General features: G+C 71.7%; 17 protein-coding genes, 1 tRNA gene and 2 pseudogenes. 6 read left to right on the top strand and 14 right to left on the bottom strand.

The annotated features are described in order from the left end of the window. The first annotated feature begins 165 nt into the window (after nucleotides 1–165). Nucleotides 166–239, top strand: a tRNA-Ile gene (locus VXC91_RS14750). A gap of 178 nt (nucleotides 240–417) precedes the next feature. On the opposite strand, the pseudogene VXC91_RS14745 reads toward VXC91_RS14750, so the two are convergent. After that, nucleotides 418–624 (bottom strand): annotated as a pseudogene (locus tag VXC91_RS14745) (SAM-dependent methyltransferase); the annotation flags it as partial. Nucleotides 625–992: 368 nt separating this feature from the next. Here VXC91_RS14745 and VXC91_RS14740 point away from each other — a divergent pair. Next, a complete protein-coding gene (locus tag VXC91_RS14740; protein ID WP_329507683.1) occupies nucleotides 993–1904 on the top strand; it encodes an alpha/beta fold hydrolase in 912 nt (303 codons plus the stop codon). A gap of 2 nt (nucleotides 1905–1906) precedes the next feature. Here the strand turns inward: VXC91_RS14740 and fxsT are convergent, their stop codons facing one another. The 5 genes from fxsT to VXC91_RS14715 form a co-directional block, all read right to left on the bottom strand. After that, a complete protein-coding gene (gene fxsT, locus VXC91_RS14735) occupies nucleotides 1907–5833 on the bottom strand; it encodes an FxSxx-COOH system tetratricopeptide repeat protein (RefSeq protein WP_329507681.1) in 3927 nt (1308 codons plus the stop codon). After that, a complete protein-coding gene (locus tag VXC91_RS14730) occupies nucleotides 5817–7148 on the bottom strand; it encodes a TIR-like protein FxsC (RefSeq protein WP_329507679.1) in 1332 nt (443 codons plus the stop codon). Before VXC91_RS14730 ends, fxsT begins: the two co-directional genes overlap by 17 nt. A gap of 136 nt (nucleotides 7149–7284) precedes the next feature. Further along, nucleotides 7285–8049, bottom strand: a complete 765-nt coding sequence (locus VXC91_RS14725; RefSeq protein WP_329507677.1) for an AAC(3) family N-acetyltransferase — start codon at nucleotides 8047–8049, stop codon at nucleotides 7285–7287. After that, nucleotides 8042–9994 carry an FxsB family cyclophane-forming radical SAM/SPASM peptide maturase gene (locus VXC91_RS14720; RefSeq protein WP_329507675.1) on the bottom strand — a complete coding sequence of 651 codons (1953 nt, stop codon included), beginning with the start codon at nucleotides 9992–9994 and terminating at the stop codon, nucleotides 8042–8044. Before VXC91_RS14720 ends, VXC91_RS14725 begins: the two co-directional genes overlap by 8 nt. Nucleotides 9995–10137: 143 nt before the next feature. Continuing rightward, nucleotides 10138–10302: a hypothetical protein gene (locus VXC91_RS14715; RefSeq protein WP_329507673.1), complete on the bottom strand. Its 165-nt coding sequence runs from the start codon at nucleotides 10300–10302 to the stop codon at nucleotides 10138–10140. Between the two features lie 257 nt (nucleotides 10303–10559). Here VXC91_RS14715 and VXC91_RS14710 point away from each other — a divergent pair, with 257 nt between their 5' ends. Beyond that, on the top strand, nucleotides 10560–11471 hold the full coding sequence (locus VXC91_RS14710) for a DUF4231 domain-containing protein (protein WP_329507688.1): 912 nt from the start codon (nucleotides 10560–10562) through the stop codon (nucleotides 11469–11471). A gap of 24 nt (nucleotides 11472–11495) precedes the next feature. Here VXC91_RS14710 and VXC91_RS14705 read toward each other — a convergent pair whose 3' ends face one another. The 5 genes and pseudogenes from VXC91_RS14705 to VXC91_RS46985 all read right to left on the bottom strand — a co-directional run. Next, nucleotides 11496–11972 (bottom strand): hypothetical protein, encoded by a 477-nt coding sequence (locus VXC91_RS14705; RefSeq protein WP_329507671.1) that lies wholly within the window; start codon nucleotides 11970–11972, stop codon nucleotides 11496–11498. Nucleotides 11973–12113: 141 nt separating this feature from the next. Continuing rightward, the gene (locus VXC91_RS14700) at nucleotides 12114–13151 is read right to left on the bottom strand and encodes a rod shape-determining protein (RefSeq protein WP_329507669.1); all 1038 of its coding nucleotides are present in this window, start codon (nucleotides 13149–13151) and stop codon (nucleotides 12114–12116) included. Between the two features lie 224 nt (nucleotides 13152–13375). Then, nucleotides 13376–14722, bottom strand: a complete 1347-nt coding sequence (locus VXC91_RS14695) for a carboxyl transferase domain-containing protein (protein WP_329507667.1) — start codon at nucleotides 14720–14722, stop codon at nucleotides 13376–13378. Beyond that, complete coding sequence (locus tag VXC91_RS14690; RefSeq protein ID WP_329507665.1) at nucleotides 14715–16163, bottom strand: acyl-CoA synthetase; 1449 nt, start codon at nucleotides 16161–16163, stop codon at nucleotides 14715–14717. Before VXC91_RS14690 ends, VXC91_RS14695 begins: the two co-directional genes overlap by 8 nt. Nucleotides 16164–16423: 260 nt before the next feature. After that, a pseudogene (locus VXC91_RS46985) lies at nucleotides 16424–16564 on the bottom strand (PP2C family protein-serine/threonine phosphatase); the annotation flags it as partial. 221 nt (nucleotides 16565–16785) lie between these two features. Between VXC91_RS46985 and VXC91_RS14680 the strand changes: the two are divergent. Beyond that, nucleotides 16786–17667, top strand: a complete 882-nt coding sequence (locus VXC91_RS14680; RefSeq protein ID WP_329507662.1) for an ATP-grasp domain-containing protein — start codon at nucleotides 16786–16788, stop codon at nucleotides 17665–17667. Here VXC91_RS14680 and VXC91_RS14675 read toward each other — a convergent pair. After that, complete coding sequence (locus VXC91_RS14675) at nucleotides 17651–18247, bottom strand: hypothetical protein (RefSeq protein ID WP_408057387.1); 597 nt, start codon at nucleotides 18245–18247, stop codon at nucleotides 17651–17653. The two genes, VXC91_RS14680 and VXC91_RS14675, sit on opposite strands and share 17 nt — an antisense overlap. Nucleotides 18248–18522: 275 nt before the next feature. On the opposite strand from VXC91_RS14675, the gene VXC91_RS14670 reads away from it, so the two are divergent. Together VXC91_RS14670 and VXC91_RS14665 are read left to right on the top strand one after the other, a co-directional pair. Then, nucleotides 18523–19296: an IclR family transcriptional regulator gene (locus VXC91_RS14670; protein ID WP_329507658.1), complete on the top strand. Its 774-nt coding sequence runs from the start codon at nucleotides 18523–18525 to the stop codon at nucleotides 19294–19296. Then, entirely contained in the window at nucleotides 19293–20138 is an 846-nt protein-coding gene (locus VXC91_RS14665; protein WP_329507656.1) for an SMP-30/gluconolactonase/LRE family protein, read from the top strand. The genes VXC91_RS14670 and VXC91_RS14665 overlap by 4 nt, the downstream gene beginning before the upstream one ends. A gap of 43 nt (nucleotides 20139–20181) precedes the next feature. Here the strand turns inward: VXC91_RS14665 and VXC91_RS14660 are convergent, their stop codons facing one another. Beyond that, complete coding sequence (locus tag VXC91_RS14660) at nucleotides 20182–23133, bottom strand: beta-galactosidase (RefSeq protein WP_329507654.1); 2952 nt, start codon at nucleotides 23131–23133, stop codon at nucleotides 20182–20184. 466 nt (nucleotides 23134–23599) lie between these two features. Then, complete coding sequence (locus VXC91_RS14655; RefSeq protein WP_329507652.1) at nucleotides 23600–25207, bottom strand: pyridoxal phosphate-dependent aminotransferase; 1608 nt, start codon at nucleotides 25205–25207, stop codon at nucleotides 23600–23602.

Genomic DNA, 25207 nt, shown 5'->3' with positions numbered 1-25207 from the left:
GCTGAACGAGGACCCCGCAGGGGTCCTTTTTCATGTCCGCCGGAACCGCCGCCCCCTCGGTGGAGTCCTCAAGGTCATGTGTAGCCGACCATCCGAAGCAGGAGATCGTATGAGCGGCTATGCTGCGGCAGACGGCGCGCACACATGTACGCGACGCGCCGTAACGGGGCGGTAGCTCAGCCGGTTAGAGCAGCGGACTCATAATCCGTCGGCCGTGGGTTCGAGTCCCACCCGCCCCACCTAAGCCCCTCGGTGCAGGAACGTTTTCACCAGCGTCGACTATGCACCCTCTGTGCCACGGACGGCCGTAACGACACGTCGGAGATCGTTAGCCGGCCCCCTGCCGGCCAGAACGGCGGACGATCAAGACATGAAGAAGCCCCAGCCGGTGCGGAGGTTCCGGCTGGGGCTTCTGGCTCAGGCGCGGGCGGAGACGATGAGCGTGCCGATGTGGTCCGCCTTCGGAGCCTCGATCACCTCGGCCTGGGCGGTGGAGAAGCCGGCCCGGGTGAGGAGCCGCTCCCACACGGCGGGCCGGTAGCTGTACATGCCCTGCGGGCCGTAGGCGCCGGGGATGGCCGGCGGCTGGGAGAACACGAAGACGCCGCCCGGTACCAGGTGCTCAGGCCGCCCGCTTCTCCCGGTGGCGGGCGGCCCGTGCCTTCACCGAGGGCGTAGTCCCTCAGTCGCTGATGTAGTACATGTTGTACCTGCCCCCGGAGCAATAGGTGGGGCCGTGGAAGATTGGGTCCTGCTTGGGGACGCCGCCGCCGATCTCGCACTCTTCGGTCACTTCCCGGCGAGGGCCCGTTCCCCGGTCGGAGGAACCCGCGCACAGCCGATCGGACGGGCGTCCTGGGCCATCGCCCTCCGGGCGTCCGGGGAATGGCCGAACCGAGCCTTGCTGACCTGGCGATTCGTTTTGTGGCCTGAGACTTGGGGCAATCTTCCGGCAGCGTGGTCCCGGTCCGCGGACCGAGGGAGGGGGCGCCATGCGGGGACAGGTACGCACGCTCGAACACGTGCGGACGGCCGACGGGAGGCTGTTACGGGTCGAGTGTGCGGGGGATCCCCGAGGCCGCCCGGTGTTCCTCCTGCACGGCACGCCAGGCAGCCGGGTCGGTCCCCGGCCCCGGTCGCTGTTCCTCTACCAGCGCGGCGCCTGGCTCATCAGCTACGACCGGCCCGGTTACGGCGGCTCCGACCGCAGGCCCGGCCGCCGTGTCGTCGATGTCGTCCAGGATGTGGCCGACGTCGCCGACGCCCTCGCCCTGGACCGCTTCGCGGTTGCGGGCCGCTCCGGTGGCGCTCCGCACGCGCTCGCCTGCGCCGCGCTGCTGCCGGACCGGGTGACGCGCGCCGCCGCGCTCGTGGCGCTCGCCCCGCGGGACGCGGAGGGGCTCGACTGGTTCGAGGGGATGGCGCCGTCGAACGTCACCGAGTACCGCACCGCCGGCCGTGATCCCGAGCGCTTCGCCGCCCGGCTCATTCCGCGTTCGGCAGCCATCCGCAGCGACCCCGCGCGCCTGCTCGACGAGCTGCGCAGCGAGCTGCCCGACGCCGACCGGCTGATTGTCTCGGACAAGGGAATCCGCACCATGCTGCTGCACAACTACCGTGAAGCGCTGCGGGCTTCGCCCTACGGGTGGATCGACGACGCCCTCGCCCTGTGCCGGCCCTGGGGGTTCGACCCGGCCGACATCCGGGTGCCGGTACTGCTGTGGCACGGCGAACAGGACGTCTTCTCGCCGGCCTCCCACTCCTCCTGGCTGGCGGCCCGCATCCCCCGCGCCACCGCGGTCCTCGATCCGGAGGCGGCCCACTTCGCGGCACTGAGCGCGCTGCCGACGGTGCTCCAGTGGCTGCTGGCGGACTCCGGACCCAGCGGGGCGCCCCCGGTGTGACCTCACACCGCCAGGGGCTCCAGGTCCCGGTAGACCCGGCGGTCCCGGCTTGCCAGCCGTGTGATCCCGTTGTCGTCGCCGAGCAGCAGACGCAGCTCCCTCAGCGCCTCTTCGTGCAGGGTCTGCGCCTCCTCCTCGCGCCCCAGGGCGCCCAGTGTGAGCGCGAAGTTGGTGACCACGGCCAGTGTCTCCGGGTGGTGTGGTCCCAGGACCGTACGCAGCGCGGTGACGGCCCTCTCCTCCAGTTCCCGCGCCTGCTCCGGCCGGCCCATGTCGGCCAGGACATTGGCGTAGTTGATGCCCGAGAACAGCGTGTGCGGATGCTGTTCGCCGAGCACCTCCGTCATCCGCGGCAGCACCTGGAGGAACACGGCCTCGGCCGCCTGCGCGTCACCGCAGCCCCAGTGGAAGATGCCGAGGTTGTTGAGCGCGGCCTGGGTGTATGGATGGGCCTCGCCCGGCACCTTCATGTACTCCACCAGCGCTTCCCGGGCCACGTTGCGCGCCGCCTCCCGGTCGTCGGCGGCGTAGAGGTCGGCGGCCATGTTGAGGTCGCAGGCCAGCGAGTCCGGGTTCGGCGCCTCGAACTGGGCCCGGTACTGCGCCCGGGTCGCCGAGGTGAGCCGGCGCGCGTCCTCGAACTGGCCCGCGCGACGCAGTGACACGGCAAGCGACTTGGCACAGGCCAGCGTCCCGGGGAAGCTCTTGCCCAGGATCCGCTTGTGCGCCTCGTACGTCCGCGACAGCAGCGAGACCGACTCGTCGTAGCGGCCGACCTCGCGCAGGTCACGGCCGAGTGACGCGGCCGAGGCGAGCGTGTAGATGTGGTCGGGCCCCAGGACCTCCATACGGCGGTCGAGGACGTCCTGGTCGAGGGCGCGGGCCTCGCCGTAGCGACCGACCATGCGCAGGGCGAGGGCGAGGTTGTTGGCGGCGCTGAGCGTGCGCGGATGGGATTCGTGGAAGATCTGGCTGAAGCCGTCGTGCGCATTGCGAGCCAGCTCCACGGCGTCCCGGTAGTCGCCCAGCGCGGCCAGGTCGCTGGCGAGGCTGGACGTGGTGACGTAGGTGTGCGGATGGTCCTCGCCGAGCACGGAACGCTGCCGCTCCAGCAGCTCCTCGTCGATCTCCCGCGCCTCGACGTAACGACCCTGCGACCGCTGGATGTTGGCGAGCTGGCAGCGCAGGTACAGGTACTGCACGTCGTCCTCGCCCAGCAGGTCCTTCCAGTCCGCCAGCAACTCCTCGGCGAGCTGCAGGGCGCGGGCGAAGTCACCGCGCTTCCAGCGGTAGCGGACCCGGTCGATCATCAGCCGCCTGGTCTCCGGCTCGGCGCTGTTGCGGGCGTCCGAGGCGTCCAGGTGGGGCCAGATGAGGTCGAACCGGGGCCAGGTCGCCGGGTCGTCGATCGGTTCGTCCTCGTCGGGACGGGCGCCGGCGAGCACGGTGTGCACCACCCGGCGCGTGTCCTCCTGCTGCTCCTCGGTGAGCTGGGAGCGGATGACGGCCTGGACGAGCCGGTGCACCTGGATGCTGGTGCCCATCGAGTCGATCTTGGCCAGTGCGAACCGTCCGATCTCCCGGATGACGCGCCCGAGGACGAGCTTCTCCTGGAGCGCGGGGTCGTACGGCTTGAGAGCGTCGATCATCTCCTTGCTGTAGAGCAGCTGGGCCGCGATCGGCTCGGGGGCCATGAAGGCGCACAGCTCCAGGAGACGGACCGAGGCAGGCGACCTCTCCCGCAGGCGGGCGATGGAGATGTTCCACGTCGCGGCGACGGGCTGGGGGTAGTCGGCGGGCTGGTTGAGGGCGAGGACGTCGGCCGTCTGGTGGTCGAGCTGCTCCAGGTAGTCGTCGATGGGCATCGCGGTCTCGGCCAGCCACGCGGCGGCCTGGGCGACGGCCAGCGGCAGGTCCCCGACGGCCGTCGCGACCCGGTCGGCGTCTTCGGGGGTGAGGCTCTTGGCCCGGCGCATCAGGTGCTCGACGCTCTCCTCGCGCAGGAACACGTCGATGGGCAGCGAGGGTCCCTGCTGGGCCCAGGCCTGGTTCCGGGAGGTGATCAGGATGTGCCCGCCGCCCCCTTCGGGGAAGTACGGCTTGAGGTCCTCGGGGTCGTCGGCGTTGTCGAAGACGAGGATCCAGCGGCCCGGAGTGCCGCGGCCGAGACGCTGGAGCGCCTCCTGACAGGCCATGGACATGTCGTCGCCGGCGGGCGCACCCAGCCGGACGGCGAGTTCGGCGAGGGAGGACACCACATTGTCGTTGTGTTCGGCCGATATCCACCACACCAGGTCGTAGTCCGCCATGAAGCGGTGCACATACTCGTTGGCCAGCTGCGTCTTGCCGACTCCGCCGAGCCCGAAAAGCGCCTGCGACTGCGGCAGCGGCAGCACGACGGACATGCTGCCGCCGCCCAGCTGGTCGCGCAGCTTCTCCAGGACCATGCTGCGGCCGGTGAAGGTGACGTTGCGCTGGGGCGCGTTCCAGATCCGCGGCACGCTGCCCGGGAAGCGAGGCCCTGCCGGACCGGCGTCGAGCTGCTGAGCGGGCAGTTCGAGGGCGCGCAGCAGGCTGGCGACGCAGTGCGCCTCGTCGAGGCGGTGCAGGTCGACCGGGTTGTACTCCAGATGGGAGGAGTGCAGCCGGGCGTCGTCGACGCGCAGCGGCACGAACAGGGCGGACGTCCCGGTCGCCGAGGTGTCGGTGAGCGCCCGCCAGGACTCCTGCGCATGGCGGGAGTTGAGGAACGGGGTGGAGAGCAGAACGAGGGTGCGGATGCCGCCGTCGGGGCGCTCGAGGGGTGCGGTCGACACATCGCGCAGTGTGACGCTGCAGCCGGAGCGGACAAGGGCGGATTCCGTCCACTCGGCCCACATCCGGTTCTCCGCGACATAGGCGATGTCGACTTCGGCCACCTTCGCGAGCGGCCGGCGCCGTATATAGGCTTCCTTGCAGCGCAGCCGCACCGGTTCGGGCACGGAGGGCAGCGAGCTGATCTCGCCTTCCGATATCACTCCGGTGAGCCGCTCGAAGGCGGACAGCAGGGAGTTGGCGAGGCCCTTCTCGTCACTGACGGTGGCGAGGGTCTCCTCGTAGGCGTAGTAGGGCCGGTACGGGATCTCGACTGCGCCCCAGTACCTGGTGAGCTCCTCGCCGCTGAGCCCCTTGGGCAGTCCGTCGAACTTGAGCCGGGCCAGTGCGCGGCCGGCGTCGACCTTCTCCTTCTCGCCCTCGTCGATGCGCATGGGAACGGGCAGCACCCGAACGTCGTGCGGGTGGTATCCCTCCTCGACGCTGCGGGCGACAGCGGCGGCCCCCTCCAGCGACTGGTCGCTGAGGGTGAAGCAGTCGACGAGGACGTCGGGCATCTGCATGGTGCAGATGTCCGCGCTGTCCGACAGACCCGTGCGGCTGTCGATCAGGACATAGTCGTAGTTGGCCTTCATGTCGTCGCGCAGCGCGTCGAGGAACTGTCCCCCGCCCAGGCGCTCGTAGAAGTTGTCCCACTCGAAGGAGGAGACGGTCGCCGAGTACGCCCGGTCCTGGCGTCCGGCGGAGAGGAAGTCGAGGCTGCCGCCGTCCGGGAAGATCCAGCCGAGCCGCTCGGGGTGGAGCGAGACGGCGTGCTGCTGGACGCGCGCGTAGCTGCGGTGCCACTCGCCGGTGCGCGGCGCTCCGGTCGTGGCGGCCCAGTGGAACTCGGTGATGATGTCGATGACACCGGTGGTGGAGGCCAGCACGTCCGGGTCCAGGAACGGGTGGAAGAAGCGGTGGAGGCCGGGTGCCTCCAGGTCCCAGTCGACGGCGAGCACGCGCTTGCCGTTCGCGGCGAGGATCCAGGCCGTGTTGGCCAGCGCCATGGTCCGTCCGGTCCCACCCTTGTACGAGTAGAAGGTGATGATGCGTCCGTCAGGAGCCGCGGCCATGCTTCTCCTCCATCGTGGTGTCCCGCGCCTGCGGGAGTGTCGAGGGCGTCGGTCCCGTCAGACGGGGCCTCGGGACGTGCGGCCCGGCAACCGGGTGCGGTGTCGCGTGTTTGAAGAACTGTTTCGTGGCGTGTGCCACGACCCTGGGCAGCACATCGGTGAAGGCGGTGAGCGTGGGCACACCGTTGACGGCGATCCGGCAGTCGGTACGGCGGCCGCGGTCCAGGGTCAGCGGCAGGGTCCGCTCCAGCTTGTCGGTGAGCCGCTTGCCCTCGTCGCTCTGGCACTGCCGGTCGGTGCGGTCCCACGGCACGACGGCGTTGACCCAGGGGCGTGTGTTGGTGTCGAAGACGGCGAGCCGGTGGCACCGCTCCTCGTCGTCGAGCGCCCAGGGGTCGACCAGGAGGATGCCGGGCCGGCCCGGCGGCTTGTCGTCCTCGGGCGAGGCGAGGGGCCCGGGTCCGGTGTCCTCGTCGTCGAAGGAGGCCACGGTGACCCGGTAGTCCAGGGAGCGGATGAGTTCCTCGGCCAGCTCCGGCAGGGCTCGGGCGGATTCCTCCGGATAGGGGTTCCAGTCGTGGGCGTGCTCACCGTAGGGGCGGGGGTCGCGGTGGTCCGGAATGGTGTGGAGTGTGGGCGCGGCGACCGTGAGGTGGATGCTCCGAGGGCCCTCGCCGCGCGGTTTGAACGCGCTGGGCGTGTTCTCGTAGCGACGTGGCTGACCGGGCGGCAGCGGGGAGTCGTGGGCGACCTGGACGATGCGCCGTGCCAGCTGCATCACGGTCTCCTCGTACTCGTCGCGCAGCCGGTTCAGCTTGATGAGGCTGTAGATCCCCTCGTCCGCGTAGCGTGCCCCGAAGGCGGCGTGGTCGACGTGGATGTGCCGGACGGATTCCGGAAGCTGGTCGTAGTCCACATGCGCCCACAGGGCCGGGACGATGGCGGGGAGGCTGCCGGCGCCGGCAGCCCGGGCGCGCAGGATCCGCTCGTTGAAGGCGTACCACTCGCGGCCGCACATCTCGCTCGTGAAGTACCGCGGGGAGAACAGCGGTACGAAGACCCGGCAGAGCGCGAGGTGTTCGGCGAGCTTCTCGGGCCAGCCGTCGCCTGAGTGCATCTCCCGGTCCATGAAGCCCGCCGAGGCGCCGGCGGGCAGATCGGTGAGGTGCATGATGTTGTCGCACAGGTCCTTGTACAGGACGTACACCCAGTGGTCGGGGTCGCCCCGGCTCGGGCCCCAGGCCGGTGTGTGGGCATAACTCAGGAAGAAGTAGGGTCTGGTGTCGGACAGCCAGCCCCGGCCCGAGTAATCCACACGGCCCCCCGCCCGCCGACCGGTTAGCGCACCGACGGCACGTCGTCCCTCCAGCGGGTGTTGCTCCCACCGCCCCGCCAGGAGTAATCAAATGTGCCCGACGACGCCCTGATAAGCGGGGCATCTTTCGGGCCATTCATCGCCGAATTTCGGTCAACGCGCGTCGCGCGTGGTCGACCGCCACCCTCATTCCGAACACCACGACGGGCTTCTCCGCCACCTTGCCGACGGAGAGCACTTCACGCGGGAGGGCGGCGCCGACCTCGGCGAAGTCCGCGTCGTTCAGGGTGAGGTCCTCATAGGCGATCCAGTTGCCCTTGTCCTCCATCACACAGCGGTAAAGGCGCGGCGGCGGTGGCGGGACCATCCGGTACTCGGCCAGATGGAAGGCGCTGCACACGCCGAACCCCACCCGGAACAGCAGCACTTGGGCGTCCGCCTCGTACAGCCGGGCCAGCGGCGAGCGTTCGCCGAGGTGACAGTGGGGGTGGTGGCCCGCCAACAGTTCGCGGGCACGGGCGCCGAGCGCCGCGAAGGAGGTCTGCGGGTGTGCGCTGCGTACGGCGCCCGGTGTCGTCCGAACGCACTCGGCGAGCATGCCCATCGACGGACAGGGGGTGGTGTTCGGTTCGAAGGGAGGCATGAACTCCCGGAAAGCCACGATTTCGCGGTCCGTCATGCCGGCGACGAGCGCCTGGTGGGCAGTTGAGGTGTCGGAGTTCTCGGGGGTGAAGGCGGGCACGATGAGCGTGCCGTGCGGTCCGAGCACCTCGCGCAGTGCGTCCCGGACTTCGTCATCGCGCAGTCCGCTTCCGTGCAGGGAGGAGTGCACCATGAGCACACCACCACGCCGCACTCCCAACTGAGTGAACAGGCGCGCGAGTTCGTCGGCCTCAGCCATGATCGACCGTCTCTCTTTTGGGGCCGGTCGTCCGATCAGGGGCGGCAAGCGGGATCCTCCGCCCCATGCGGGGCAGTTCGCGTACGAACTCCTCCGGGGAGAAGTCGGCGGCCAGACCCAGCGCCGCATAGCCATGGCTGCCGAGCCACAGCCCGGCGCCCGGCGCGAGCGGGGTGACCGTCGTGACGTCCAGCATGTCGCCGTCGTCGCGCCAGCCGGGCTTACGGGCGTCCAGCAGGCCGTAGGCCGCCCGCAGCCGTTCGCGGAACACGTCGAGCTCGGCGGGTGCCAGCGCAGGAGCGACGGGCACGGGGTAGGAGTCGCGGCGCAATGGATCGGCGTCGTCCACGAGTACGGATGTGCCGTCGCCGAGATCGATGCTCTCCAGGGGGCGCCATGTGCCGGGCTCCGTGTCCGCTCCGCTGCGGATCCGGAACCCTTCCTCGGTGACCGTGACCTCGACGCGCCCGCGCTCCGGGAGCACCACGGTGCCGAGGGTGGGCAGGTGCAGTTCGCGGTGCGGATGGTCCCAGGACAGGGTCGCGGCCGTTCCGGCTCGTACGGCCGTGGCCACCGTGATCGCCATGAACAGGGCGGCGCCACCGGGAAGAAGCCATAGGCTGCTCAGCACGGGCAGCAGATAGGGATAGCCGAGTACCGCGTTGACGTGTGGGCGGGTCCGCTCGTCGGCGTCCAGCCGGGCCAGCAGATGCCATGCCTTGTCGCCGCCAGGCCGGACGACGAGCCGGTCGATCTGACCGGTGATCAGCCGTCTGCTCAACTCGACGTACGAGAACCGCAGCTCGTCGCGCATCAGCGAGGCGGGTGCCCGGCGCGCGACCCGTTCGGTCACCCCCTCGATGAAGGTGCGCAGGTCCGCGCAGAACACCGACGGGTTGTCGAACCCGCGGCTGCTGCTGTAGCGGTGCGCGTAGAGCCCGCCGCCGCAGGACTCGACGACCGGACAGGTCCGGCAGGTGTCGCTCACCCCGTCGATGCCGAGCTGGCGGCTCCGTACGCCGGGATGCTCCGCCAGTTCCGTGAAGCTGTGTCGGAAGACGTCGTAGCCGGTGCCCGCGGCACCGTCGTACGCCGTCTTGAGGGAGTCCGCCTGTTCGAACGTGCCGTCGGTTTCCACCACCGCGAGATCGGACGGGGCGAGCCCCAGGGCCTCGGTCAAGCTGGGGCCGCCGTCCAGGGTGCTGAGCACCGACTCGAAGATCCGCACCGGCACCGTGCGGCCCTGCTGTTCCCAGCGGTCGAAGACGGCCAGCAGCCAGTCGGCGTAGGGCGTCGGTGATCCGCCCGGTCGCGGAGGCGGGGTGTCCCAGGTGGAATGGGGGAGGAGATAGTCGATGCGCGGGGGATTCAGCGCGGTCAGGGCGTCGTGTACGGCGACCGGGTCGTTCTCGACGTCCACGGTGCACAGCAGCCCGGCGAACAGGTGCCGGTTCTGCTGGTCGCGCAGCTGCTCGATCGCCCGCAGTACCCGGTCGTAACTGCTGCGACCCCTGTGGTCGAGGCGATGGCGGTCGTTCGCGGCGCGGTCGCCGTCCAGGGAGATGCCGACCTTGACGTCGAACTCCCGGAAGACCTCGAGATGACGCGGGCCCAGTTGCACGCCGTTGGTGTGGATGCGCAGATCGAGCGCGGTCACCGGAGCGAGGGCCGTGGTGAGCGCCTCGCAGATGTGACGCAGCCGGAGGGGGCCGGCGAGGAGTGGCTCGCCGCCGTGCAGGATCACCGAGACGGTGGGCAGCTCGCGTTCCTTGGTGTACGTCGCCAGCCTGTGTGCGACCTGCTCGACGGTGTCCTGGGAGATGATCTTGGGGCGCCGGCTCCAGCTCTGGTCGGCATGTTCGTAGACATAGCAATGGTCGCACGCCAGGTCACATCTGGAATGCACCTTGAGGACCAGTTGCTGTAATGCGGGCGCGGTCGTCACTGCCCGCACTTTAGTCGGTTCGAAGGGCTGGGCCGAGCCAACCCGCCAGTATGAGAGGCGCGTTGGTCACCCTCTTGGTGGTGCGGGCGTACCCCCGCGCACGGAGGACGTGTGGGCGCACCCAGCCCATCGGCTGCGTAGGTTCAGATCGACGAGTTGAAGGTCGCGGCCTTCGCCGGAGTGACCGCGTCCTGACGGTCCGCCGATCGGGTGACGGCCTCGCGGTGCGCGGTGGCAGACAGCGGCGTGTGCTGCTTCGACTGCCTGCGGGAGACGGCAGTACCGCTCGTTTTTACCTGAAGGATCATGACGGCCTCGTTCTGTTCTGTTCGTCGAACTGGCGGGAGGTGAACCGGCGGCCTCCCGTCACAGAGGTCGCTGCCACAGTGGTTGCTGCGCATGAGTTCGACTTTTGGGACTTGAGACAGCCTGACCCCAGCTGAGGGTCTGTTAGCCGAAACATACACCAGGCACGGTGAATCGGCTCTTCAGAAGTCCATTCGCGGACCTGGAACTCCCCCGGTCGGTGCCGCCAAGATGGAGGCCGTCGACCACCCGAGGTGCCATCGTGAGAGGTACGGGACCGAGCACGACCATAGGTGACGCGGACTTGCCCCCGCTCTATCTGGACAGCGACCGACGCGCATTGGCCCGTCAGAGTGAATCGATCCGCGCCGTCCGCACCCAGTTGGTCGTTCTGCTGCTCGCCACGGCGGCGGCAGCGCTGGCAGAACACCTGCGCAGTCATATCGCCTCGGCATGTGCCGCTGTGCTGTACGCCCTGACGACAGTCATCGGGGTGCACACCTCGCGCCGCCGCGCGCGTGCCCACTGGCAGGCGCACCGGGCGGTGGCCGAGACCCTCAAGTCGCTCGCCTGGCAGTACATGGTCCATGGCGGCCCCTTCCACTCCCGGGTCGCCAATCCCGAGGCGCTGTTCGCCGACCGCCTGGAGGAGCGGCTGCGGGAGCTCAGGAAGATGGGCTGGCAGGACTCCCGGGGCGGAACCGACACCATGGGCGCCGGGCAGATCACGCCACGGATGCGCGCGGTGCGCGCCAAATCGTTCGAGGCGCGACGGGACATCTATCTGCGGGACCGGGTTCTGGAACAGCTGATCTGGTACGGCAACCGGGCTTCTCGGGCGCACCGCGCCTCGGTGCGCTGGTCCTCCGTCACGGCCGCGCTGACGTCCCTCGCGCTGCTCGCGGCCACGCTCAGGGCCTTCGGGGTGATCGGGAGCTGGGACTTCGCGGGTCTGCTCAGCGCGGGGGCCGCGGCCGGTGTCGCCTGGCAGGAGGTGCGGCGGCACCGTCCGCTGACGTATGCCCATTCGCTCATCGAGCAGGACCTCGACACCCTGCGGGTAGCGATGGGCACGACGGTCACCGAGGAGGGCTGGGCCGAGGCGGTCGCCGAAGCGGAGCGGCTGGTCAGTCCGCAGCACACGGACTGGCTCGTGCGGTTCGGATCCTGAGGCCGGCCGCCTGGTGCGGCAGCGTCAGCACCGAAGGACGCCGGGGCTCCACAGCACCGTCACCGGCACCCCCGTGCTGCGGGCGTACGCCACCACGTCGGCGGTGCCGCCCGGGCCGCGAGCGGGACAGCCGTCCCAGACGGCGATCAGACGGTCCGCGTGGTCGACGATCCAGCGGCCGGCCGCGTAGTACGCCTCCTCGTGCGTGGGTTCCCTCGGCAGATCGATGCGTGCCGCACAGCATTTGAGCAGTCGACGGTACGACGTCTGGGCGTCCTCGTCCCCGAGATGGGCCTCGTAGTCCATGCCGGGGATCACCGCGGTCAAGGGGACGCCGCGGTCCAGGGCGATGCCGGCGAAGAGCTGGTCGGCGCCGGCGGCCAGGCTGCTGAGTGCCCCGGCGGTCGTGACGGCGCTGAGTTCCACGGTCATGCCGTGACGGACGGCCGGGAGGACGGCGGCCGGGAGGTGACGGTGGCCGGTGACACCGATGTGAGACACGGCAACCCCCTCCGGACGTGGTCGACTCGTTCAGCCTAATGGCGGCCGTGAGCGAGCCGTGGGCACCTCGCCGAGCGCGGGCACGGCGTGCCCGTCCGTGCCGGCCCGCGGCGGCCGGCACGGACTTCCTCCGCGGTGGGGTCATGCGGCCAGGCGATTCAGGACCAGCGGCCGGATCCTGCCCTCCAGCATCGCGCCCAGGCCCTGGACCGCGCAGATGTCGGGGCGCTCGGCGATGTGCACGGGCATGCCGGTCGCCTGGCGCAGCATCTGGTCGAGGCCCGGGAGCAGGGCGCTGCCGCCGACCATCATGATCCCCCGGTCGACAAGGTCGGCCACCAGGTCGGGCGGGCAGTCCCGCAGCACCTTGCCGATGCCGTCGAGGACGGCGGTCAGCGGGGTCTGGATGGCGTTCCGTACGGCGGCCGTGTCGACCAGCACGGAACGCGCGAGGCCGGTCGCCACGTCCCGTCCGAGGATCTCGGTGGCCGCGGGCCCGTGCGGGGTCAGCCCATTGCCGGAGAGGGCGAGCTGCAGGGGCCGTACCGACTGGCTCGGCAGCATCAACGCGTGTTCGTGCCGCAGATGTTGCACGATCGCGTGGTCGACGGCCTCGCCGCCCACCGGGACCCGCTCGGCGGTCACGATGTTCCCGAGCGACAGGACGGCGATCTGGGTGGCGGCCGCCCCGCACACCATGATCATGGAAGCCTCGGGCTGCTCGACGGGCAGCCCGCACCCGACGGCGGCGGCCACGAGCGTGTCGACGAGTTCCACCCTCCGGGCCCCGAGCCCGACGAGGGTCTCGATGGCCGCGCGCTGGGCCAGCGGATCCGCGTCGTGCGGGGTACAGGCGGCGGCCCGCAGCCGGGGCTTGCGGCGCAGTTTGCGGCGCAGCTTCTCGCCGAGCAGATGGCGCAGCATGCGCTGGGCCATCTCGATGTCCACGACCGTGCCGCCGGAGACCGGCCGTACCACCCGGATGTACGAAGGCGTGCGCCCCTTCATCTTCTCGGCGAGCTCACCGACCGCTATCAGTGCGCCGTTCCGCGTGTTCACGGCGGCAGCGCTGGGCTGATCCACCACCAGCCCGGCGCCCTTGACGTACACACGGGTCCGGGCCGCCCCCAGGTCGACGGCGAAGTGGCAACGGCGCAGCTGGTCCAGACTCACGGTCATGGCGGTACCTTCCGAAACAGGCCGCGGGTGGCCGCCGGTCGGCGGGCCTCTCCTTCCCCATCGTGTGCCGCGGGCAGGGACGGCGCCTCTCGAGGTGGGCCGCGCGGGGCGGCTCCGGGTGGGTGATTTCGGGCGCGTCGGCGCACGGAAAGCTTGTGTCACGGCCGTGAGGTCTCCTGGGGCGCGTGCGGCGCCCGGGGCCGGGGCGGGCCGCACCCGGGAGATCATCCGGGCGGTGCGGCGGCTCCGCCGACGATCCCCCGTACGACCCCCAGGGCCACCAGGTCCTGGGGGCGCAGGCGGAGCTGGTCCGCAGTCGCCCGCACCTCGTGCTCGGGGCGCTTGAGTATCGCGGCGGCGAGCTCGGGCGCGATGACGGAGAAGTAGCTGTCCGGGGTGACCCAGGTGTTGCCGGGCGCGGCCAGGGCAAGAGCCCCGCCGGAGCCGCCCTCGCCGATCACCAGTGTGGTGAGCGGTGTACAGGCGGTGGCGACCGTCGTGAACAGGTCTGCGATCGCGGCACCCGCGCCCTGCCGCTCGGCCTCCGCGTCGTTGGCGGCGCCCGGCGTGTCCACCAGCGTCAGCACAGGGATCGACAGGGCGTCCGCCAGGCGGATCAGACGGGCGGCCGTGCGGTATCCCGCGGGGCGGGTCGCGGTGCCGGTCTGGGCGGCGTACGCGATGGTGCGGCCGTCGTGGGTGCCGAAACCGCACATCATGCCCTCGTCCCTGCCGCCGCAGCGGTCGCCGCCGAGGTCCGTGCGACGGGCGAAGTACGCGTCCAGGTAGGCCCCGGCCCGTGGACGGAGGGGATCGCGGGCGCGGCGGACGGCGTCCCAGCCGGTCGCCGGGAGGTCCACCGGGCCGAGCGCTCCTGGTACCGGAGCGGGCTCGGACGACGGAGCGGTCAGCAACCCGAGCCACAGACTCACCGTCTCCCGCAGTTCCTCGGGGCGTACGACCGCGTCGACCGTGCCCGCCGCCACCTGTGCCTCCGCCGTGTACGCCGCCGGGTCCGCGTCCGGCGGACGCACCCGGGAGCCGGCGAATCCCACCTGGACGCCGGGCAGGGCGAGCACCACGTCGGCGCCCGCGCCCAGCGTGGCCCAGCCGCCGCCGGTCGTCGGGTCGCGCAGGAGGGAGAGCTGCGCCAGCCCGGCGGCGCGGGTGAGCGCCGACTGCCGGGCCACGCGCTGGAGCTGGGTGAGTGCGAGCATGCCCTCCTGCATCCGGCTGCCGCCGGTCGCGACGAGCGAGACGACCGGGAGCCGGTGCTCACGGGCGTACAGGTGTGCCGCCTCCAGCCGGTCGCCGGTGCGCTCGCCGAGGGAGCCGCCGAGGAAGCCGAACTCGAATGCGATCAGCACGGCCGGGGTGCCGCCGACGGTCGCGTGCCCGCAGACCACGGACTCCTCCTCGCCGGTGCGCGCGGTGGCGCGGGCACGCGAGGCTCCGTAGCCGGCCCACTCCAGCGGGCCCTCGGACCCGGACTTGCGTGCCGGAGGGGGGAGTTCGGAGAAGTCGTCGGTGAGGAGGGCGAGGGCCTCCCGTGCGGTCGGGCGTTCAGGCATCGCCCAGCGCCCGCTTCATGATCTTCCCCATGTCGTTGCGGGGCAGGGCGTCGAGGTAGCGCACGACGCGTGGGCGCTTGTGCGGGGCGAGCCGTCGCGCCACATGGTCGGCCAACGCGTCGGCGCCGGGCGGGTCCCCGGCGTCCACCGGTACCACCCACGCGACGATCCGCTCGCCCAGGTCCTCGTCGGGCTCCCCAGTCACAGCCGCCTCCCGCACCCCCGGGTGTTCGAGCAGCGCGTTCTCGATCTCACCCGCCCCGATCTTGTAGCCGCCGCTCTTGATGAGGTCGGTGGCCTTGCGGCCCACGATGCGCACATACCCGTCGGCCTCACGGACCGCCATGTCGCCGGTGCGGAACCAGCCGTCGGCGGTGAAGGCGGCGGTGGTGGCGTCGGGCCGGTTGAGGTACTCGGTGAACAGGTTCGGGCCGCGGACCTGGATCTCGCCCACCGTCTCCCCGTCGTACGCCGTGATCGGCGAGCCGTCCTCCTCGACGAGACGCAGCTCCACGCCGGGGAGCGGCACGCCGACCGTGCCCGGACGCGCCTCCCCGCCGGCGCGCACGCTCGTGTTCATCAGCGTCTCGGTCATCCCGTACCGCTCGATGACCCTGCGGCCGGTCGCGGCGGCGATCCGCTCGTGGTCGTGCACCGGCAGCGCGGCGGACCCGGAGACCAGCAGCCGGGCCCGGCCCAGGGCCTTGGCCAGTTCGGGGTCGCCGGCCAGCGCCTCCGCGATCCGGTGGTACATCGTCGGCACCCCGAACAGCATGGTCGCCCCGGCGCCCAGCTCGCGTGCCACCCCGGCGGTACTGAAGCGCCCCAGGTGCCGCACGGATCCGCCGCGCCGCAGCGGGCCGAGGACACCCAGCACCAGACCGTGCACATGGAACAGTGGCAGCCCCTGCACCAGAACGTCGTCGCCGGTCCACTTCCAGGCGTCCGCGAGTGCGTCGAGGGTGGCGGCCACGGCACGGCGGGGGATGACGGCGCCCTTGGGCGGGCCGGTGGTCCCGGAGGTGTACACGACGAGGGCTGGGCTCTCCTCGCCCACCTCGGCGGGCGTGAACGCCCCGGTGCCGTGCACGTCCACCTCCACGCGCTCGAACACGCCCACCGGGGCTGGGAGTTCGTCGCCCGGGGCGGCCAGCACCAGCGACGGACCACTGTCGGACAGGATGTGCCCGAGCTCTCCCTCCCCGGACTTCGGGTTGAGCGGGACGACAGGCACTCCGGCGGTCAGCGCCGCCACGACCGCGACGGCGGTCTCCAAGGAGGGCGTGGCCCACACGGCCACCCTCTCCGCGCCACCGATCCGCCCGGCGAGCGCCCCGGCCGCCGCGGCCAGTTCCGCGTACGTCAGGGCACGCTCACCGAAGCACAGGGCGGGCCGCCGCCCGGCCGAAGGCTCGTTCAGGGCCGGAAAGAGGGAGGACACGCGGGGTACTCCTAGGGTCGAAGCGGACGTACGGACTCAAGGACCGTTCCTACATCACAGCAGGCGAAAACCCTTCTCCGCGGTGACGCAGACCTCACCCGCCCCGGCCGACGCGGCCTTGCGTACGCCCACGACCGTGCTCAGATCCGCCAGGCCCACGCCGTACCCCGTGCCCGTCTCGCCGACGAGCGCGGCGGAGGGCCCTGTCCGGGGCGCCAGGAGTGGGGGAGGCCGTGGCGGCGCGGCCGCCACGGCCCGTTCGACAGCCGGCCCTCGTCGATCATCGACTGGACAACGGTGTGGTCGTGCGTGATCCGGAACAGCTCGCCGTCGCGCAGCAGATACGCGCGGGAGTCGCCTATGTGGACGAGGGCGAGCCGGGAGCCCGTCCACACCGCAGCTCGTCGTAGAGCCGCAGCGCCTTCGGCGACAGTCTGCACGCCTTGGCGAAGGCCCCGATCGTCAGCATCTCCATCGCTTGCGCTCCGCCCTTCCGGCCGTTCCTCGTTCCGTCCACCGATGCTGTGGCTTCACCGAAGGTGAAGGTCAACAGGGTTGTCGCGGTTCCCGCGCCCGTTGTTACCCTGCGCGCAGCAGCCGCCGTACGAACAGGAGTGCAGACGTGCCCCGCTCCGCCGCCCGAGTCGCGCTGGTCACCTGCCGTCCCCGGCCGGAGATCTCGGTCGACCGCGATCTGCCGGGCCTGGTCGCGGAGTCGAGGGCGGCCGGGGCCGTCGCCGACGCCGTGCACTGGGACGATCCCGACGTCGACTGGGCCGAGTACGACCTGGCCCTGATCCGCTCCACCTGGGACTACAGCTGGCGGGCGGCGGAGTTCATGGCGTGGGCCGAGCGGTGCGCGAAGCTCACGCGGCTGGCCAATCCGGTGGAGGTCGTGCGCTGGAACACCGACAAGCGGTACCTCGGAGACCTGGCCGCGGCGGGCGTCCCCGTCGTTCCTACGCGGTACATCGCTTCCGGTGAGCCCGTCGACCTGCCCGGTGACCACGAGTACGTCGTCAAGCCCACCTCGGGCGCGGGCGCCCGGTTCGCCGCCCGGTACACCCCCGCGGAGCGGGCCACCGCCGAGCGGCAGCTCGCGCGGATGCACTCGGAGGGTTTCACCGCGATGGTGCAGCCCTACGTGAAGGGCATCGACGTCACCGGGGAGCGGGCGCTGCAGTTCTTCGGCGGCCGATTCCTGCACGCCAGCCGGAAGGGCGCCGTCCTCGCGCCAGGAACGCCGTACGACGAGAAGAAGGTGGCTCACCCCCGCCTGGAGGCCTGGACCCCGACCCCGGACGAACTCGCCGTCGCCGAGCGGGCCCTCGCGGCGGTTCCGGGTTCTCCGGAGCTCCTCTACGCCCGGGTCGACCTCGTCGACGGCGCGGACGGCGGTCCGTGCGTGATGGAGCTGGAGCTGGTCGAGCCGAACCTCTTCCTCCACGTGCACACGGCGTCGGTGCCCGCGGTCGTGGAGGCCGTCCTCACGGCCGCCCGCTGACGCCCGTCCGCTGCAACAGCCCCCAGGTGAACTCCGCGGCGACGTCGCGCCGCTCGCCCGAGGCGTCCGGTGCGGTGAAGGCCAGCCCCCAGCGGGTGGGGGCCGTGCCCTCCAGAGGCCGGGCGGGGGCGAAGGCGCGCGCCACCTCGTCGACCGTGCAGGACCAGGGGGTGAGGTCCTCCAGGGTCTCCAGCTTCGGGCCGGGCGCGCCCGGCGCCCGTACCAGCCACTCGTTCCACACCACCCCGTTCGGCGCCACCAGGATCTCGAAGCGCAGCTCCGGCCAGAGCGGGACCGGCCACAGCACCGCCTGGCAGTCCAGGTCGCCGATCCGGCGGGGCTGCGTCGACTCGGGTTCGCCGAGGACGGAGCGGTACCGGGAGGCGGCGGCGCGGGCGCGGGGGGCGTGCAGCATGGCCTGCCAGCGCCGGTTCGCCTCGCGCATGCCGGCGATCGAGACCCCCAGTTCACGGCGGGCGTCCTCGACGAGATCCGGGTTGTGGTCGGCCATGCGGCGCAGCAGGACCAGTTGGAAGTCGAGGGGCGTGAACGGGCCGGTGGGGCGCTTCGCGGACGGCATGCACACCATCCTGGCCCACGGCTCCGGCGGTGACCCAGTGACCTCCACGGGCGCGGATGCGGAGGTCCCCGCCGACCGGGGAGGACACGCCCCGGCCGGTTCCCCGGGGGGCGGAGGCGGCGGCCCGGACGACGCGGACGTTCGCCGTCCTCGGCCGAGCCGTGGTGCGACGTCGTCGTACCCCGGCCATTGCCGGGCCAAGCCCACTGTGACTAGCCTGTGTTCGCCATGCCGATCGCCGGTTGAAATCTCGAACGCAAGGGAGGGGGCCGGTCGTGGGACGCCTCGTACCTGCCGTGACCCGGGCTCTCGACATACTGGAGCTCTTCCTGGACGGGGACGGGACGCTCTCCGCCCCCGACATCGTGCGCAAGCTCCAGTTGCCGCGCACCACCGTGCACGAGCTGGTCACCACGCTCGCCGCACGCTCCTACATCGTCCAGGTGCCGGAGCAACCGGGACGCTACCGGCTCGGCGTGCGCCCCTACCAGCTCGGCAGCCGCTACGCCGAGCAGCTGGACCTCGCAGCCGAGGGCCGGCAGGTCGCCCGCTCCGTCGCCGAGACCTGCGACGAGACGGTGCACGTGGCGATCCTCGAGGGCACCGACGTCATCTACATCGCCAAGGTCGACTCCACGCACGCCGTGCGCATGGTGTCGGCGGCCGGACGCCGGCTGCCGGCCCACTGCACCTCCGTCGGCAAGATGCTCCTCGCGTCCCTTCCCGCGGAGGAACTGGCCGTCCGCCTCCCCGACGGCGCGGAGCTCGTCGCGATGACCCCCAACAGCATCACCGATCCGACGGCCCTGCGCGCGGCGCTGGGCAAGATCCGCGGCCGCGGCATCGCCGTGGAGACCCGCGAGTCCAACCCCGACGTCAGTTGCGTCGCCGCCCCCGTGCGCGACCGCACCGGGCGGGTCGTCGCCGCGCTCTCCATTTCGGTACCGATGATCCGCTGGAGCGACGAGCGCCGCGCCGAGCTCGAGCAGCTCGCCGTGAAGGGCGCAGCGGAGCTCTCCGAGCGGCTCGGCCACCGGGGTGCCGCATGACGGGGTACGAGCTCGCCGTGCGGGAAGAGGCGGTCCTCGGCGAAGGACCGACCTGGGACACCGGAGCGCAGCGGCTGATGTGGGTCGACATCCTGGGCTCTCGGGTGCACACCTACGATCCCGCCTCCGGCCGCCGCACGGTCATGGTCACGGAACAGCACGTGGGCGCCGCCAAGCCGCGCACCGGGGGTGGCCTGGTGGTCAACCTCCGGGACGGCGTGGGCCTGTACGGGCCCGGCGGCAGCGACTTCCGCTGGCTGCACCGCGAGCCCGTCCCCGGGCGTCGCGGCAACGACGCGGCCGTCGCCGCGGACGGCGCGCTGTGGGCGGGCACGATGCGGTACGACGAGGCGCCGGGCGGTGGCACGCTGTCCCGCATCACGCCCGACGGAGCGGTCCGGACGGTGCTGGACGACGTCGCCGTCAGCAACGGCACGGGCTGGAGTCCCGACGGCCGGCTCATGTACTACATCGACTCGCCGACCCGGCGGGTCGACGTCTTCGAGGTGCGGGACGACGGGCTCCCGGCCGGCCGGCGCCCGCTGGTTCACGTCGATCGCGGCTTTCCCGACGGGCTCGCCGTCGACGCCGACGGCTGTGTCTGGGTCGCCCTGTGGGACGGTGGCGCGGTGCACCGCTACACCCCCTCCGGCGCACTGGACCGCGTCCTCGAGCTGCCCGTGCGCCGCCCCACCGCGTGCGTCTTCGGCGGGTCGGACCTGGCCGACCTGTACATCACCACGGCCCGTACGGGGCTGGCGGCGCCGCATCCGCTCTCCGGCTCGGTGCTCGTCGTGCCGGACGCCGGCAAGGGCCTGCCACAGCCCGCGTTCGCCGGCTGACCCCTCCTGGAGGGCCCCACCCGTCGGGCCGGGGCCCTCTCCGTCAGGTCGCCGCTCGGGGAGAGTCCACGAGCGTCACCGGGACTCCTCCGGCCGCCTTGCCGAGCAGCGTCAACCGCACTTTCCCGGGTCCCGACGGCGTGCTCCCGTCGGAGAGGACGGCCAGGGCCAGCGTGTTCTCGCCATGGGTGTCGAGTACCCCGTTCGGCAGGACGAAGGTGTGCTGCGGGCCAACGTCGTTGATGTACTGGCCCATGTTCCAGCCGTTGAGGAAGATCTGTGCCCGGTAGGCACGGGCCGGGTCGTCGGTGAGGGTCAGCCCGATCGACGCGTCCGTTCCCGGATCGACGGCCAGCCGGAAGGCGGTGCGGTACCAGACCACGCCCTGCCCCCGCTCGTCCCGCGGCAGGGCGACGGGCTCCCAGCCGCCGTCCGCGAAGCCGGGCAGATGCCAGCCGTTCCGCTCCCCGTAGAGCCCGCCGTTGTTGAGCGGTCCGCGCACGGGATCGGGCGCCCCCTCGCCCTGGATCCGCCAGCTCACCCGTGGTGACGCACCTTTGAAGGTCACCGAGGCGAGCCCGCGCCCCGCCTTGTGCGCGTCCTCGGCCCGTCCGTCCTGGTCGTGCTGCATCCGGCGGACGAGGACGGAGAGCACATGGGACCCCTTCCCCGGTGCGACCGGGAACGCCGCCGTCGCCGACCACGTCCCCTGCCGGACCGACTTCTTGTCCGGCACGGGCATCCGGTGCGTCCCCAGGGGCCTGCCGTCCAGCCATGCCATCAACAGCCCCTGGGTGCCCGTGACATACGAGAACGAGACCGTTTCGGCGTCGGCCGCGCCCTCGAAGCGGCCCCGGTACCAGACGTCCCCGTAGTGGAAGCCGTAGTCGTCGGCGAAGAGGACGGGTCCTCCGGCGGGCACGGGGGTCGTACTGGAGGAGGCCGCCCGGTCGGCCGTCCGCCACGCCGAGTCGTCGAAGTCGGGGGCCGACTCCGGGTTCTCGGCGCTGCGGCGCCACCCGGTCAGCGCGGGCAGCCGGACCGGTCCCGCACCGGACAGCCGATGTGCGGCACGCAGACTGCCGGAGCGGGTGACGTGGGTGGGCACCCGCTGCCCGTTCCAGACGACCTCCGTCACGCCGCGCGGCACCCATGCCTCCAGGTCCGCCTCCTCGACCGTGTCGCCGCTGAGATGCGCGGCTGTGTCGCGCAGGACGGCGGTGCGCAGCAGCGCGGGTCCGTACACCAGGACGGTGCCCGACGGGGCGTCGTGGCGCCACAGCCGTACCGATGTCTCGTCGTCGGCGAGGAGGAGCAGCAGCGGTCGCTGCACGCCTCCGCCGTCCACCAGGACCCGGATGAGCCCGCCGAGCCGGGCGTGCACATGCAGTGCGCCGCCCCGGTACTCGCACTCGGCCTGTCCCTCGAGCACGGTGACGGCAGGCTTGCCCGGGCACTCCAACGCGGTCTCCGTCGTTTCGCCCGTGCGGCCCGTGAACGCCGCGACGTCCTGGCGGCCGGCGGCGAGGCGCAGCATCGGCTGGGCGGTGGAGTGACGCAGCGTGCGCTGTCCCAGGGAGATCCCGGTGGCCAGCAGCCGGGCGTCGAGGCCGGGGACGGGTACCCGGAGGGTCGTCCCGGCGAGCGGGACGGCGGCGACACGTTCTTCGGCGGTGTCGTTGCGCAGGACGTGGACGTGCGCCTGCGACGTCGGGTTGACGAGGTGGTACGCCCGGAGCCCCGGACCGCCGCCGACGTCGAGGCCCTCCGCGCGGTCCAGCTCGGCCAACTCGGGCACGCTGTGCAGCAGGTGCCCGAGCTGGTGCATCGGGACCAGCTTCGCGGTCGGCTGCCGGGCCTCGTCGAGGGCGGCCCCGTAGTCGTACGACGTGTAGACGACCGGCGCGGGCAGCCAGCCCCAGGAGGTGCCGCCGAAGGTCATGTAGACGTTGTGGATCCTGATGCCGTTGGCGAGGTTGGTCAGGTAGAAGCGCCGCTCGTACGCCGCGTCCCGGGTGCGGCGCGACTCGGCGTACCCCTTGCCGTCGAACTCGGCGCCGCCCCATGGATCGAACCAGCCGCCCCCGAACTCGGCCAGGAATCCCGGGGTGCCGGGGCTCGCGGTCGACCCGCCCTTCGTCCCGCCGGGGCCGAAGTACCCCCAGTCCGGCGGGGTCCGGAACGGGGAGGGATAGCCGTCGAAGCCGTAGAGCCAGCGCCCGTGCTCACCGCCCGTGTCGAAGGTGCTGGGCGCCCAGTGACCGTTCCTGCCCTTGTCGTTGTGGAAGAGCGGCACATCGACGCCGTCGGCACGGACCTTGCGGTACAGGTGGGCCATGTAGTCGCGGCCCGCCGCCTCGGTGGCGTGGTCGGCGTACTCGTTCTCCAGCTGGTACAGCACGATCGTGCCGGTTCCCGCGGTGTACAGGTGCCGCACCGCGATCCGGTTCACGGCCGTCAGCCACTCGTCCACGTACTTCAGATACGTCGGGTCGGAGGTGCGGGCCGTGCCCTGGGTGGCGGTCAGCCAGCCGGGGAAGCCGCCCGCGTCCACCTCGGCGTTGATGTACGGGCCCGGGCGCAGGATCACGTAGAGGCCCACCTCGGCGGCCGTGCGCAGAAACAGGCCGAGATCGCGGACGCCGGTGAAGTCGTACGCGCCGGGGGCGGGGGAGTGGTAGTTCCAGGAGACGTAGGCGCTGACCGTGTTGTAGCCGTGGGCGCGCAGTTTCTGCAGGACGTCCCGCCACAGCGACGGGCTCGGCAGCCGGAAGGGGTGGACCTCGCCGGACCACAGCACGATCCGTCCGCCGTCGACGATCATCGAGTACCTGTCGAAGTCCACCGTGTGCCGCCGCCCGTCCGCACGCGGCGGCCCGGGGGCGGGCCCGGTCGGCACGGTGGAGGCGGCGCACATCTCGGCGCTTCCGCCGAGCGACAGGCCGAGCGCGGCGGTACCGACGATCGCGCTGAAGGTGCGTCTGCTCAACACCACGACAGTCTCCTCAAGGGCGCGGGTGCCGTCATTGTCACCGGTGACCGGCATCACAACGGGCCCATGAGGTCTCGGCACGGGCGGATTACGCGGTACGGGCGGCACCGGAGCCGGCTGGAGGTCTCCCGCGCACGTTCCGGGAGGGGATCCTCGGCGATCTGTGCCGCGGCAGCCTCCACGGCCGGCGCGGCGGCCACCGGCCTGCGGCCCCGTCGTGGGACAGGGGCCGCCTCTGACTCGGGCGGCAGAGCAACGGCTTGGTCGGCTCGGACCATTGCCGGTCGCCGTGGGAGCGGATGATGTCCTTGCCGACCTCGTTGGCCTGGTAGCGCAGAAAGCCGGCGGCCAGGGAGTCCGCGGGCGGCTCACCGTAGGTGTACGCGAACTCAGTGGTGCGCGTGCCGGAGCCGGGGTTGCGTGGCCTGCCGGGACCCCGAGGACGCCCCGCGGTCCCCGTCGCGCCGGCTCAGCCGACCTGGTTGTACATCGCGCCGGCGGCCGGCCAGCCCGTGGGTTCGGGGACCGGCTCCGGCTGGGTGCGGCCGCGGACCTGGGCGGCCGTGAGCCCGCCCGCGGCGGGCATGCCGCGCCGGTTCTGCGCGGCCGCCGCGAGTCCGGGCAGACAGGTCTGCGGGACGGGTTGCAGACCGGCGGCGGGGGCCGGGGCGACCCCCGGCGGCATCCCGGGCATCTGAGGAGCGGGGGCCGCGGCAGCCGCCGGTGCCGGCAAGGGGGCGGGGACGGGCGCCGTCGGCAGCGGAGTCGGCGCGGGCATCGGGGCCGCCGCGGGCATCGGGGCCGGTGCGGGGGCCGAGCCGGGGGCCAGTGGCATCGCCGATGCCTGGGCGGCGAGCCCCATGACGCCCGCGCCGTTGGTCTGGCTGACGAGCCGGTCCACCGCCGCCGTGCCCGAGCTGTAGCTGGTCCCTGTGCTCGACTCGGGCACGGCGGCTCCCCTCCTGGTCCCGTAGAGCACCTGCTCCATGGCGGACACCAGGCGACGCACGTCCACCTCGGGGCGCACCACGAGCCGCAGGAAGCGGCTGGATGAACCGATCTTGTTGCCGCACTCGCGGACCAGGATCCGGTGCTCGGTGAGCAGCCGATCACGGACGACGGTGCCCTCGGCACCCACGGGCAGGCGTACGAAGAGGAAGTTGCCCTGCGACGGGTAGACCGTCAGACCGGGGAGCTGCGAGAGCTGCCGGGACATCTCCAGGCGGTCGCGGCGGACCTGGTGCAGGCTCTCCATGTACTCGGCGCCGTGCTCCTTCAGCATGAACACCACGTGCTCGGCGAAGGAGTTGAGGTTCCACTTCGGCAGCGCCGAGCGGACCCGGCCCGCGAGCGAGGGATTGGCGACCAGATAGCCGAAGCGTATGCCGTGCAGGCCGAAGTTCTTGCCGAGGCTGCGCAGCACGATGACGTTGGGCCGCATCACGGCGTCCTGGACGACGCTGGGTTCGTTCTCGGCGTCGGCGAACTCCAGGAACGACTCGTCGATCACCACCAGGTCCAGGTCCGCCATCGCGTCCATGAACTGCACCAGCGCCTGACGGGGCACAAACCCGCCGTCGGGGTTGTTCGGGTTGCAGACGGCGGCGACGCGGGTGCTGCGCTTGCGGATGAACTCGGCGTACCGGGCGAGGTCCAGGGCGAAACCGCCGGACTCCTGGAGCGGGAACATGTCGACGCGCTTGCCGGTCTCCATGGGCTGGTCGGTCCAGCGGCCGAAGGTGGGGACGGGGACGGCGAGGGACTCGCGGACCAGCAGGTGGTCGATCCAGGTGATCAGCTCGGTCGAGCCGTTGCCCATCGCCACGCACTGGGGCGGCAGCTGGAGCAGGGTGCACAGCTCGGCCGTGATCGTGTCGGCGCTGCTCGGGTAGTAGGTGATGATCTCGTGCAGCCGGCTCGCCAGCTCGTCGAACATGGCGGGGGTGGGGAAGTAGGGGTTGCAGGGGATGCAGAAGTCCACGGGTCCCGTTCCCTCGCCGCCCTGCCGCGTCAGCGTCGCCATCGAGGGACTGTGCGCCCCGGTGCCGCAGAACAGCGAGGTGACGTTGTCGCCCAT

This window comes from Streptomyces chiangmaiensis, assembly GCF_036281785.1.
Taxonomy (GTDB): Bacteria; Actinomycetota; Actinomycetes; order Streptomycetales; family Streptomycetaceae; genus Streptomyces; species Streptomyces chiangmaiensis.
Note: the sequence above shows the minus strand (reverse complement) of the source record. Positions and strands in the feature narration are given on the sequence as shown.

Excerpts from the sequence above, each read along its gene's own strand:
- VXC91_RS14665 (WP_329507656.1), top strand. The coding sequence starts at position 19,293 with ATGACGGGGTACGAGCTCGCCGTGCGGGAAGAGGCGGTCCTCGGCGAA.
- VXC91_RS14675 (WP_408057387.1), bottom strand. The coding sequence starts at position 18,247 with ATGCCGTCCGCGAAGCGCCCCACCGGCCCGTTCACGCCCCTCGACTTC.
- VXC91_RS14695 (WP_329507667.1), bottom strand. The coding sequence starts at position 14,722 with ATGCCTGAACGCCCGACCGCACGGGAGGCCCTCGCCCTCCTCACCGAC.
- VXC91_RS14700 (WP_329507669.1), bottom strand. The coding sequence starts at position 13,151 with ATGACCGTGAGTCTGGACCAGCTGCGCCGTTGCCACTTCGCCGTCGAC.
- VXC91_RS14655 (WP_329507652.1), bottom strand. The coding sequence starts at position 25,207 with ATGGGCGACAACGTCACCTCGCTGTTCTGCGGCACCGGGGCGCACAGT.
- VXC91_RS14715 (WP_329507673.1), bottom strand. The coding sequence starts at position 10,302 with ATGATCCTTCAGGTAAAAACGAGCGGTACTGCCGTCTCCCGCAGGCAG.
- VXC91_RS14725 (WP_329507677.1), bottom strand. The coding sequence starts at position 8,049 with ATGGCTGAGGCCGACGAACTCGCGCGCCTGTTCACTCAGTTGGGAGTG.
- VXC91_RS14740 (WP_329507683.1), top strand. The coding sequence starts at position 993 with ATGCGGGGACAGGTACGCACGCTCGAACACGTGCGGACGGCCGACGGG.
- fxsT (WP_329507681.1), bottom strand. The coding sequence starts at position 5,833 with ATGGCCGCGGCTCCTGACGGACGCATCATCACCTTCTACTCGTACAAG.